Source organism: Polynucleobacter rarus (assembly GCF_003072505.1).
GTDB classification, from domain to species: domain Bacteria; phylum Pseudomonadota; class Gammaproteobacteria; order Burkholderiales; family Burkholderiaceae; genus Polynucleobacter; species Polynucleobacter rarus.
Map to the genome: position 1 here is coordinate 2898510 of NZ_NTGB01000001.1, position 12649 is coordinate 2911158.

12 protein-coding genes are annotated in these 12649 nt (G+C 41.4%); 2 read left to right on the top strand and 10 right to left on the bottom strand.

The features are described 5' to 3' along the window. Window positions 1-12: 12 nt before the first annotated feature. The gene (locus AOC35_RS14235) at window positions 13-681 is read left to right on the top strand and encodes a histidine phosphatase family protein (protein WP_108648246.1); all 669 of its coding nucleotides are present in this window, start codon (window positions 13-15) and stop codon (window positions 679-681) included. On the opposite strand, the gene ruvB is transcribed toward AOC35_RS14235, so the two are convergent. The 10 genes from ruvB to AOC35_RS14285 all read right to left on the bottom strand — a co-directional run bounded on the left by ruvB (window position 682) and on the right by AOC35_RS14285 (window position 10250). After that, window positions 682-1704, bottom strand: coding sequence for a Holliday junction branch migration DNA helicase RuvB (ruvB, locus tag AOC35_RS14240; RefSeq protein ID WP_245898576.1), 1023 nt, complete (start codon window positions 1702-1704; stop codon window positions 682-684). Between the two features lie 98 nt (window positions 1705-1802). After that, entirely contained in the window at window positions 1803-2390 is a 588-nt protein-coding gene (ruvA, locus tag AOC35_RS14245; RefSeq protein WP_108648250.1) for a Holliday junction branch migration protein RuvA, read from the bottom strand. A gap of 22 nt (window positions 2391-2412) precedes the next feature. Then, complete coding sequence (gene ruvC, locus AOC35_RS14250) at window positions 2413-2919, bottom strand: crossover junction endodeoxyribonuclease RuvC (RefSeq protein WP_108648252.1); 507 nt, start codon at window positions 2917-2919, stop codon at window positions 2413-2415. 4 nt (window positions 2920-2923) lie between these two features. Beyond that, entirely contained in the window at window positions 2924-4507 is a 1584-nt protein-coding gene (gene purH, locus AOC35_RS14255) for a bifunctional phosphoribosylaminoimidazolecarboxamide formyltransferase/IMP cyclohydrolase (protein WP_108648254.1), read from the bottom strand. Between the two features lie 29 nt (window positions 4508-4536). Next, window positions 4537-4785, bottom strand: coding sequence for a helix-turn-helix domain-containing protein (locus AOC35_RS14260; RefSeq protein WP_108648257.1), 249 nt, complete (start codon window positions 4783-4785; stop codon window positions 4537-4539). A gap of 17 nt (window positions 4786-4802) precedes the next feature. Next, entirely contained in the window at window positions 4803-5819 is a 1017-nt protein-coding gene (gene dusB / locus AOC35_RS14265) for a tRNA dihydrouridine synthase DusB (RefSeq protein ID WP_108648259.1), read from the bottom strand. 101 nt (window positions 5820-5920) lie between these two features. Next, entirely contained in the window at window positions 5921-7102 is a 1182-nt protein-coding gene (locus AOC35_RS14270; RefSeq protein ID WP_108648261.1) for an FAD-dependent monooxygenase, read from the bottom strand. Window positions 7103-7111: 9 nt separating this feature from the next. Then, the gene (locus tag AOC35_RS14275; RefSeq protein WP_108648263.1) at window positions 7112-8473 is read right to left on the bottom strand and encodes an aminopeptidase P N-terminal domain-containing protein; all 1362 of its coding nucleotides are present in this window, start codon (window positions 8471-8473) and stop codon (window positions 7112-7114) included. Then, window positions 8470-9213 (bottom strand): N-acetylmuramate alpha-1-phosphate uridylyltransferase MurU, encoded by a 744-nt coding sequence (gene murU / locus AOC35_RS14280; protein ID WP_281259294.1) that lies wholly within the window; start codon window positions 9211-9213, stop codon window positions 8470-8472. The genes AOC35_RS14275 and murU overlap by 4 nt, the downstream gene beginning before the upstream one ends. 17 nt (window positions 9214-9230) lie before the next feature. Further along, window positions 9231-10250 carry an aminoglycoside phosphotransferase family protein gene (locus AOC35_RS14285; RefSeq protein WP_108648865.1) on the bottom strand — a complete coding sequence of 340 codons (1020 nt, stop codon included), beginning with the start codon at window positions 10248-10250 and terminating at the stop codon, window positions 9231-9233. Between the two features lie 35 nt (window positions 10251-10285). Here AOC35_RS14285 and AOC35_RS14290 point away from each other — a divergent pair, with 35 nt between their 5' ends. Next, a complete protein-coding gene (locus AOC35_RS14290) occupies window positions 10286-12640 on the top strand; it encodes an LPS-assembly protein LptD (protein ID WP_108648265.1) in 2355 nt (784 codons plus the stop codon). Window positions 12641-12649 lie beyond the last annotated feature (9 nt).

The window sequence follows — 12649 nt, forward strand, 5'->3', positions numbered from 1 at the left end:
CAAGGACTTTTTGTGGCAAATATTTTATTGATAAGGCACGGTGAAACAGATTGGAACCGTGAAAAACGCTTACAAGGTTATTTAGATATTGGTTTAAATTCAATTGGCGTTGAGCAAGCGAAGTTATTAGCAAAAGTATTAGCAACTGAAAGTATTGATGTTGCCTATGCGAGCGATTTATCAAGAGCATATGACACTGCACAAACAATTGCTAATCATCATCAATTAGAAGTTAAGCAAGACGCCTTATTGCGGGAGCGATGCTATGGAGAGATTCAAGGTAAAACTTACGCAGAAATCGAACAAACCCATCCCGAAAATTACCATGCTTGGGTAACGCGTAATGCTAATTTTCAGCCTAAAGACGGTGAGAGCTTGCAGCAGTTTTATGATCGTGTAGTTTTGGGAGTAAGACAAATTGCCAAGCGTCATCTTGGCCAAACAATTTTAATCGTAGCCCACGGTGGTGTCTTGGATTGTATTTACCGTGAGGCGGCAAAAGTTGATATCTCGGAAAAAAGAAAGATTGAATTACTCAATACTAGTTTGAATCGCCTAGTATTTGATGGTGAAAATTTCCAAATTTTGAGTTGGGGTGATATTAGTCATTTACAAAATGACGCTTTGGATGAAATTGACCGTCAAAGCTCTCCTAAGTCTGTTTCTTGGGATTTGCCGTAATTAATCTAAATCTAGCAAGCTAGAAGAGCCACTTCCATTGTTTGGCATTGTCAATCCAAAATGGGCATAAGCCAAGCGGGTAGCGATTCTGCCCCGAGGGGTTCTTTGCAAATAGCCCTGCTGAATGAGATACGGTTCTATAACGTCTTCAATCGTATCTTTTTCTTCGCCGATGACTGAGGCTAAATTATCGAGTCCAACCGGCCCACCCGAAAACTTATATAAGATGGCTTCAAGAAGTTTTCGGTCCATGATGTCAAAACCTACAGGGTCAACATCGAGCATTAATAGTGCTTTGTCAGCAATTGCCGCAGTAATAACACCATCACTCTTTACTTGGGCATAATCCCGCACACGTCGTAATAGCCGATTGGCAATTCGAGGAGTTCCACGCGCACGTTTAGCAATCTCACTGGCGCCGTCTGGTGCAATGGTCGCTCCGAGTAATTTAGAAGATCTTTTTACAATCTCGCTGAGTTCTGCATGGGTATAAAACTCTAACCTAGAAACAATCCCGAAACGATCTCGTAATGGATTGGTTAACATCCCAGCCCTAGTCGTCGCACCAATTAGGGTAAATGGTTTGAGGTCAAGTTTGACACTTCTAGCAGCAGGACCTTCACCAATCATGATGTCGATACTATAGTCCTCGAGTGCAGGATATAGAATTTCTTCCACAATCGGTGATAAGCGATGGATCTCATCAATAAAGAGTACATCGTTTTCTTCTAAATTGGTCAGTAAGGCAGCTAAATCCCCAGGGCGATCTAAAACAGGACCACTCGTTTGGCGTAAATTAACACCAAGTTCTTTAGCAATAATGTGAGCTAGTGTTGTTTTACCAAGACCTGGAGGACCAAATAATAAAACGTGATCTAAGGCTTCCGAGCGACTTTTTGCAGCAGAGATAAAAATTTCTAATTGTTCTCTGGCCTTTTGTTGACCAATGTATTCTTCAAGTTGCTTTGGGCGTAATGCTCTTTCAACAACATTATCCTCAGAAGAAGCTAGGGGTTGAATCATACGGTCCTTAGCCCCACGAGGTGGTTCAGAATTTGTTTCTAATTGGTCAGTGTGAATACTCATCAAGATAGTTTAAATGAGTTTGAAAAATATACCAATTAACCTTTTGAGAGGGTTTTCAAGGCCATGCGAATACCATCCGAAACACTAACATCGGTGGGAATATTTTTTAAGGCAAGAACAGCTTCTTTATCCGAGTAACCCAGAGCTAGAAGCGCTTGTAAGATCTCACTTGAACTATTGCTAGAAATACCAATTTGATTTGGAGCAGATGAAATAGTGTCAACCCCAAATTTCCCTTTTAATTCTAGTAATAATCGTTCAGCTGTTTTTTTGCCAATACCGGGAACTGTAGTAAGTCTCGCACTTTCTTGCATGGCAACGGCTTGACCAATCTCAGAAACACTCATACCTGAGAGGATAGCCAGTGCAGTTCTTGCGCCAACCCCGCTAATTTTAATTAAGGTTTTAAATGCTTCACGCTCTGACTCCGTTGCGAAACCAAACAAGAGTTGAGCATCTTCACGGACGACAAAATGCGTTAATAAGGTAACTTGCTGACCGTTGTCAGGTAATTGATAAAGTGTGCTCATCGGGACGTCTATCTCATAGCCCACCCCATGACAATCCACGAGGATTCTGGGAGGGTTTTTTTGCAGCAAAAGACCTTGTATGCGACCGATCATCAATCTTCCTTTAATTTAAATATTATTTAAGTTTAGATGACTTTTGGATTTGTAGGTTCATCTGATGATGATGCGCTGCACAGATCGCAACAGCCAGTGCATCGGACGCATCTTTACTAGGAGCTGACTTAAGGTTAAGTAAGCGACGAATCATTTCTTGCACTTGCTCTTTGGTGGCACGCCCAGAACCTACCACATTTTTTTTCACTTCTAAGGCACTAAATTCATAAACCTGTAATTTTTGACAAACTAGGGCGGTAATAGCAGCACCTCTAGCTTGGCCGAGGGCTAAGGTAGATTTAGGATTAACATTCAAAAAGACTTTTTCAACGGAAGCGATATCTGGTTGATAAGTGGCTAATACTTCAGTCACACTTTCAAATATAGTTCCAAGTCTGGCGCTATCCGACTCAGTCAGATTAGAGGTCTTGATCACCCCGGAGGCAATGTATTGAAGGCGTTGTTGGTGAAACTCAATCACCCCAAAACCTGTGATGCGAAGCCCCGGATCAATACCAACAATGCGCATCGAATTAATGTCTAAAGTGGCGGGTGCCGGTATAGACCATCGCAATACCGTGTTCATCTGCCGCTTTAACAACTTCATCGTCGCGCATGCTTCCACCCGGTTGAATAACGCAAGTAGCACCTGCTGCAACGACTACATCTAGGCCGTCTCTAAATGGGAAAAAGGCGTCGCTAGCTACGGCAGAATTAATGAGGCTAAGACCAGCATTTTGTGCTTTAATACCAGCGATTTTTGCCGAGTCAATGCGGCTCATTTGACCAGCCCCAACTCCTAAAGTCATTCCATCCGCACAAAAAACAATCGCATTCGATTTAACAAATTTAGCGACGCGCCATGCGAATAGCATTTCGGTCATCTCTTTTGGTGTGGGAATGCGTTTTGAGACAACGGTAAGCTCATTTGGTTGAACGTTCTTGACATCAGGTGTCTGTAATAGAAGACCGCCACCAACGCGTTTTAAATCATAAGCATTGACAGTTTGTGCTAATTCAATCTGCAAGACACGCACATTTTGTTTAGCTGAAAGTATTGCCAAGGCTTCTTGCGTGAAACTAGGCGCAATTAAGACTTCCACAAATTGTTTAGTCACTGCTTGGGCACATGTTTCATCACAAGGACGATTAAAGGCAATAATGCCGCCAAATGCCGAAGTCGGATCCGTTTTAAACGCTTTTTGATAAGCTTCTACCGCAGATGCTGCAATGGCAACACCACATGGGTTGGCATGCTTCACAATCACACAAGCTGGCACTCCGTCCTCAAGCGAATGACCAAAGCTTTTAACACATTCCCAAGCTGCGTCCGCATCAGCAATATTGTTGTAAGACAACTCTTTACCTTGTAACTGAACAAAATTCGCAAGTGCTCCAGGTACTGGATTCACATCTTGATAAAAGGCAGCTGATTGATGTGGATTTTCCCCATAGCGTAATTCCTGCACACGGTTAAAACTCATTTGTAGTGTTTGTGGATAGTTTGAACGTGCTGAGTGTTCTAGGTTTTCAGGTAAAGAAGATAAATAGTTAGCAATGGCGCCGTCATATCTGGCTGTGTGCGCAAAGACTTTTTTTGCTAAACGAAAATTTGTATTAAATGAAATTTGATTTTGATTAGCGGTCATTTCTGCTAAAACATCAGCATAGTCATCTGGTGAAATGAGGACAGTCACATCTTGATGATTTTTGGCGGCAGCGCGCAGCATTGCTGGACCACCAATATCAATATTTTCAATCGCGTCTTCAAAGCTACACTCTTGTTGAGAAATTGTTTTTTCAAAAGGATATAAATTGATAACTAACATATCAATTGTTTTAATCCCGTGCGCTTCTAGCGCTGCTAAATGTTTCGGATCATCACGACGCGCTAGTAAGCCCCCATGCACCATTGGATGAAGCGTCTTAACACGACCATCTAACATTTCTGGAAATTGTGTAATCTCTGAAACTTCAACTACAGGTAAATGGTTTTCAGCTAATAATTTAGCGGTACCACCAGTAGAAATAAGTCGTACACCCCTCTCATGAAGTGCTTTAGCAAAGGGAACAATACCAGATTTGTCAGATACTGAAATGAGAGCGGTTTGAATCATAAATATTCCAGGGAAGTAAAGTAAAAAAATTAATTTGAAAGGAGACCATGCTCAACGAGTTTTTTATGCAAAGTATTCCGATTCATACCTAAGTACTTTGCTGCTAAAGATTGATTCTGGTTGGCATGCTTCATCACAAGTTCTAAAAGGGGCTTTTCGATAAAAGTAAGTACCATCGGATAAATATTACTAGGAGGGATTTCACCAAGATCATCGAGATATCTTTGTATATGCACTTCAAGTACTTCTGAAACAGGGTGTTTGGTTGATTTCGTCATTATAAAAATATAATTTGTTAAGCGGCCTCTAAATACTCGATATGGGTTGAGTATTGGGCTAATTCTAAAAAGTAATTCTTCACAGCACTTAATTGTTCAGTACAGGATTCAATCGTGTTCATGTGATGTCTAAAATCATGGGAATTACGCAACCCTTTGCAATACCAACCAATATGTTTACGCGCCGTTCTTAATCCAACGTACTCGCCGTAAAACTCATAGTGCTCTATTAAATGTTCTTCCATGATGTGGGAGATTTCAGCAATCGTTGGTGCAATTAAATGCTGACCAGTAGATAAATAATGATCAATTTCTCGAAAAATCCAAGGTCTGCCCTGAGCAGCACGACCAATCATTACAGCATCTGCACGCGTGTACTCTAAAACATACTTCGCTTTTTCTGGGGAGTTGATATCGCCATTAGCCACTACGGGAATACTAATTTCTGCTTTCACTGCAGCAATGGTCTCGTATTCTGCTTCGCCATGATACAAATCAGCTTTTGTCCTACCGTGAATCGTTAACATGGTAATTCCACAATCTTGAGCAATTTTTGCGATACGAATGGCATTTTTATGTTCACGGTCCCAACCAGTTCGAATTTTCAATGTAACCGGGATATCGCCATGAGGATAACCAACCGCATTGACTACTGCTAGCAGAATTTTTTCAACCAGAGGTTCGTTTTGCAGAAGCGCTGAACCTGATGCAACATTACAAACCTTTTTAGCAGGACATCCCATGTTGATGTCAATGATTTGGGCCCCTCGCTCAACATTGAGGATTGCCGCACGTGCCATCATTTCTGGATCAGCACCAGCAATTTGTACCGAAATAGGATTCACCTCGCCTTCATGGTTCGCTCGTCTAAGTGTTTTTTCACTGTTCCAAAGCATTGCATTAGAAGCAATCATTTCTGAGACTGCATAACCAGCACCTAGACGCTTACAAAGCTGTCTGAAAGGTCGATCCGTTACCCCTGCCATCGGGGCAACAAATAATCGATTAGAAAGTTTGTGAGGACCAATTTGCAAAATGGTATCAATCGCAGAAGTTCGTTGTTTAGAAAAATATAGAATCTAGGACTTTATCATAAAAGACCTAAATTGCCTAAAAATTGGGCAGACTTTGAACCTTAACGTTGTCCAAACATCATTTGTCTTGCAATGGCACTTTTTAAGGGCGGAATCCATTGCAAAATCGACAATGCCAAACCTCGGGCAATAACAATCGGCGCTAAGTCAGTAGCGAATACCCTCGCCATGAGGTCAGTTAATCCAATAGTGGCTCGTCGATCTTTTTCTCTTAAACGAGCATAATCAACTAAAGCTTGATTTAAAACCTCAAACTGTGGATCGTTCATACTGAGATAGACTGGCCCTAAGCATTGGGAAAGGGTTGCTGCATCTCTTAAACCCAAATTTAATCCCTGTCCTGCCACCGGATGAAGTGTTTGCGCTGCATTACCTATCCATACATGGTTTTGTTTAATAATACTTTCTCTGATGTTTAGACCTAATGGGTAACTGCGGCGATCATGAATTTCTAAAAACTCACCAACCGGTAAGCCAAATGCTTCTTGCAGTTCTATTAAGAATTGCTTCGAATCCAAGTTTTTTAATTCTTCTACTCGTTCAGGCGATGCACACCATACCAAATTACGGGCATTTTTACCCTGATGATGAGGAAGTAGTGCTAAGGGACCTCCAGAGGTAAAACGTTCCCAGGCAATATGCTCAGAAACTCCTCTAGTTTGAACCCACCCGATTAAGGCTGATTGCCCATAATCGGTGCGAGCGTCTTTAGCAGCTTGTTCGTGAAACAATCCACCTTCAGCATGGATACAACAGGTTGAGGCAGGCATCCCTTCAAAATAACTTCGAGTGGACGAAAATTGCCAATTAAAATTTTTACATTCCTTCTGCAGGTCTTGTAAGCGAAGTCGAAGTTGTAAATGAATGTCTTTATAACGAACGATATAACCTAAGGCATCCTTTTGGAGTTCATCTCTTCGGATGACAGTTTGTCCAAAATGGTGACGCTGGGAGATATGAACCTCATGAATTGCGGGCGCCTCAAGCTTCCAGGCACCGATGGATTCTAGTAATTGTTTTGACCCCTCAGAAATGGCGATGCCACGTTCATCTCCTTGAGCAATGAGCTCATTAGACTCCTGAAATTTATCAAACAACTCTAGATTTAAATCCGGATTTCTTTCTAACAATAATATGGCACAAGCAAGTCCCACTGGACCTGCACCTAGAATGGCAACTTGGGGTGAAGAGAGTGGCTTGAGCTGATTTGAATTATTTTGCATGAATCTTCTTTATGACGACTGTGCCATCCATGCTTCAATTTCCGAAACGGTGACAGGGACATCCCGCGACAAAATTAATGGCTCGCCAGTGGTAATCACGACATCATCTTCAATCCGAATACCGATGTTCCAATATTCTTTTGGAATCTCTTTGCTTGGTCTGAAATATAAACCTGGCTCCACCGTCAAAATCATATTTGGCTGTAAAGTTCGCCAAGCCTTATTAGGGTCGTTGAGCTCACGATAAGAACCTACGTCGTGGACATCCATACCTAGCCAATGACTAGTTCGATGCATGTAGTAGGGCTGATAGGCCTTATTTTCGATAGCACTCTCAATGGAACCATGCTGTTGTTGGTTCAAAATACCCATTTCGAATAAACCTTTTGTTAGAACTTCAAGGGCTGCATCATGGGGCGCTTGAAAACTTTCACCTACTTTACATTTGGCAATCGCAGCCTCTTGCGCAGCTAAAACGAGGTTGTAAGCTTGCGCTTGGGCTGGGCTAAATTTGCCATTGACTGGAAAGGTTCTAGTGATGTCTGAGGCATAGCCTAATAGTTCACAACCAGCGTCAATCAAACAAAGATCGCCATCTTTTAAGATACTATCCGCAGCTCTGTAATGAAGGACACAGGCATTTTCACCGGTGGCCACAATACTGTTATAGGCGACCGACTCTGAACCATGATTTCTAAAAGTGTATAGAATTTCTGCTTCAAGATGGTATTCTTTGAGACCTGGTTTCGACCGTTTCATCGCAGCAAGGTGGGCTTGAGAGCTAATCCAAGCGGCTTGTTGCATGGTGGCAATTTCACTCTCGTCTTTAAACAGCCGCATGTCGTGAATGAGGCATTCAACATCCTGAAATACACTAGGTTTAGAAATACCTAAACGTGATTTTTTAGCTAATTCACCAGTCCATTTTCTTAAATACTCGTCCATTAACTCATTGGTATGGTTTCTGGTGAATACTTGATCAAATCCAGTCATCAGCTCGGGCATTTTGGTATCTAAATCTGCAATGGAATAGGCATAATCTATCCCGAGTTCTTCAGGGGCGGCTTCTGGACCTAAGCGAATACCATCCCAAATTTCACGCTCTAAATCTTTCGGACGGCAAAATAAATGAGTGGTGGTTTTGTCACCAATCGTTTGAATGACTAAAAAAGCCTCTGGTTCAGTAAAACCAGTTAAATAGTAAAAATCGCTATCGTGTCGGTAAGCATATTCATTATCACGGTTACGAGCGACTTCTGGCGCAGTATTAAGAATCACAATACTATTTTCTGAAATAGCTCGAACTCGCTTTACGAGCGCGAAACGCCTAGCTACAAAGATTTCTTGAGGAGGGATTAGTTTAGTTTTCATCGTACTTTATTCAGTTCTAAAAGTCGCTCAGGGGTACCAACATCATGCCAAGTGGTTTTTAAAAGTTCACCTTCAACCAACATAGAGCCCATTGCTTTTTTTAATAGAGGTGCTAAAGGAGCTTTGGCACCAGGGGTAATTGATTGAAATAGATCCTTATGATAAATACCAATACCTGTAAATGTATATTTACTTTGTGAAAGGGCATTATTTGCCAACTGCTCATCAGAAAAAATATAGGGAGAATTGAGATAAAAATCGCCCTTTGGATGATGGATAGGGTTAGCAGCTAAAAACAAATGAGCCATCAAAGCTGGCGCATCTTGATCAATATCCGCCCTAAATTGCTCGACTAAGTCAAAGATCCTTTGAAAAGGAAAATCGGGTGTAAAAACATCACCATTGATCACCAAAAAGTAATCTTCAGGGTTGAGTAATTGCAGCGCTTTAGCAATACCACCGGCTGTTTCCAAAGCTTCTTCTTCGGGAGAGTAGGAGATATTTAAGTGAAACTGTTGACCATTCTGTAGCGCATCTTCAATCTTTTGCCCAAGCCAGGCATGATTAATGACGACACGGTCAAAGCCGTTACTGCTCAATCCCTCGAGATGGTAGGCAAGTAAGCTTTTGCCATGAATCTCTAATAAAGGTTTTGGTAAGTGATCCGTGAGCGGACGCATTCTTTCCCCGCGACCCGCCGCAAGAATCATTACAGGAATATTGGCATTAAATAGTTGCATGAATTAATTGCTTTTTCTCAAAAGGTAAAGCCATCGGGCCGTACAAATTTTTTAGACGCATCAAGTATTCTAATTAAAGGCTTAAACGCAATATATCTTTGCGCTACTTTTTCAGTGTATTCTAAAACGAGCGGTAAATCTTTTAGGTACCCATCTTTTCCATCTCGATGATAAAGCCTTGCAAAAATCCCCAAAACTTTTAAGTGGCGCTGCAGACCCATCCATTCAAAATCGCGGTAAAAGTCACCAAAGTCAGCATGGACCGGTAAACTTGCTTTTCGCGCCAGTTCCCAGTAACGAATCACCCAGTCAACTTGTTGCTCTTCATCCCAAGCAATATATGCATCTCTATACAGGGAGACTAAATCGTAAGTAATAGGCCCCTTTACCGCATCTTGAAAATCTAAAATCCCAGGGTTATTTTCTGGTGTGACCATTAAATTTCGACTATGAAAGTCGCGGTGCACAAAAACCTGAGGTTGAGCCAAGATATTCTGATTCAGTTGCTGAAAGATCTTCGACAGCGCTTGGGATTCTGTTGGACTTAGCGTGTAATTTAAATGCTTACCTAAATACCACTGCGGAAATAAATCCATTTCTCTTTGTAAAAGTGCTTCATCATAAAGAGCAAGATTGCTCGCATTCGCCTTACTTTGGATGCAAACTAACGCTTTATTTGCTTCTTGATAGAGGTGATTCGCAGTACTTTGATTAAGGGCAGATAAATAAGTGGTATTGCCTAGATCGCTGAGGAGTAAGAAGCCCTCTTTTTGATTGATATGTATAACTTGAGGCACATTTAAACCAGCCTCGGATAAGAGTTGTGCGACGTTGATAAATGGACTTACATCCTCCTTATCCACGGGTGCATCCATAATGATTAAACTAGGAAAATCATCTCGATTGGTTAAAATTCGAAAATATCGCCGAAAACTCGCATCACTCGAAGCCGGCTCAAGAGAAGATAAGTTAAGCTTTAGAGCTTCCGGTAATGATTCTAACCAATGGTTTAATTGTTGAAGTCGTGTATTCGGCATAATTGATTCGTATAATAAGGGTGTTAGAGAGTTTAATGTCAAAATCATACCCCAGCCTATCTGAAGAATACCAAAGTCCTACCACCTATTTGGGGGTAGCGATTTTTCTTATGTTGGTTTTAGGGTGGTCAGACGTCAGCCAGGCACAAACGAAGGTTACCGCAAAGCCATTATCACTAATATTAGATGATAAATTGGTTGAGCACGACGATCAAACCGATGATAAAGCAATTACTTTTTCTAAGAGTAAAACCATCGACGGTGTTACTGAACGGGATATTGTCTTAAAAGAAAATGCGGAGATTCGTAAAAATGGCATCGTGCTCAAGGGTGATGAAATTACTTACAACATCGATACGGATACTGTCAATGCTAAAGGCAATACACTGCTTCGTAAGAAAAATTCGAGTTTTACAGGACCTCAATCTGAGTTTAAGTTAGATGCCAAAGAAGGTTGGATAGATCAACCTGTTTATGAATTTAGAGATAATCGATCCTTCGGTCGAGCACAACGGGCTGAGTTTTTAGATCGGAATAGAACACTGTTAACGAAGCCTACTTACACAACCTGTAGCCCAGAAAACTTAGATTGGTATTTTTCCTCAAGTTCAATGTTAATTGACCAATCTGAGGATGATGCAACAGGTGACAACGGCGTCCTTCATTTTTTTGATACACCTATTTTGTATTTTCCTTACTATTCATTTCCGATGGGCAGCGAGCGCAGATCTGGATTTTTAGTTCCAACTGCTGGTGTCAGCTCCAATTCTGGACTGGATGTTACTACGCCTTATTATTTAAATATTGCACCAAACCGTGATTTAACAATTTACCCAAGGTACATGTCAAAACGGGGTGAGCAGTTAGGTGGCGAATACCGCTATTTAGAGCCTAGTTATTCTGGCATTCTACAAGCTGAATATTTACCCAATGACGCTGTTTTGCAATCAAATCGTTGGGCCTACACGGTGCGTCATCAACAGTTAGTATCCCCTGGCTTGAATGCCTATGCCAATGTGAGTAGAGTTTCCGATGACTTTTATGCCGATGATTTAGCTAGAAACCAAGGACAAGCTATTACCCGTCAATATACTCAAGAGGCCGGGGTGAACTATTATCTAAATGGCTGGAATATCTTGGCGAGGGTGCAAAAATTCCAAACCTTGCAACCCGATCCTCTTAATTTGGTATTGGCGCCTTATGACCGCGAACCAGAAATTAGTGCCACCTATAAAAATCTCGATTATTTTGGTACATCGGTCAGTTTTGTCGGTAATGTAACGCGTTTTACCTATAGCGGACCTTTAGATCCGCCAGGATTGGCCATACCGAACAGAGGTTATTCTTCTTCAGATCGCGCTTTCGTCAATACCGGCGTTAGTATGCCATTTGTTGACCCAGGGTATTTCATTACGCCCAAAATCAGTTTCCGAGCAAATAATTACAGTATGTTAGGTAATACTAACTACCCAGGAATGACTCAAAGTTTTGCTGTACCAACTCTGAGTCTTGATTCTGGCATGTTTTTTGAAAGAGATGCCCCAGAGCTCAAATCTATTTTTGGTAAAAATATTTTGTTGAGTATTGAGCCACGAATTTTATATGTTTACACACCTTATGTGGATCAAACCAAGATTCCTCTGTTTGATACTACCTCGGCAGGTTTTGGAATTGCCCAAATCTTTTCAGAAAATACTTTTGTGGGTAACGATCGTGTAGCTGATAATAATAAAGTTACTGCCGGCTTTACAGCAAAAATATTAGAGTCTGAAACTGGCGTGGAGCGAATTCGAGGCGTAATCGCCCAGCGCTTTGACATTAGTGGTCAGAGAGTGGGTCTTTATGGCGACCAAACTGTCGTGCCATCGTATTCGAATTTATTAGTTGGGGCTGCCACGCGTTTGGATGGAAATATCAATTTAGATGCCGCTAGTGAATATAACCAAAACCTAAATCGAGTAGTGCAATCTTCGATTACAGCAAGTTGGCGGCCCGCCCCAAGAAAGATGTTAAACGCCAGTTATCGTTATACCCTTGACCCCTCTTTAATGACTACCACCATTTTTCAATACGAACTATCAGGACAATGGCCATTAACTAAATCTTTATATGGAATTGGTCGCTGGAATTTTGATCAAGTCACCGGACAAACCTTAAATACACTCGCCGGCTTTGAGTATGATCAGGATTGTTGGGCATTTCGGGTAGCCATCAATCGATTTGTGAATACCTCTCAAGTTTCAACCAGCCAAATCTTTTTCCAACTGGAGTTCAAGGGGTTGAGTGGTTTTGGTAACAATCCAATTGATATTATGAGATTAAATATCCCAGGTTATATCCCGGTTGACCAAAAACCCCTGCCATTATCAAGGTTTGAATCTTATGAATAGGGAATTTCT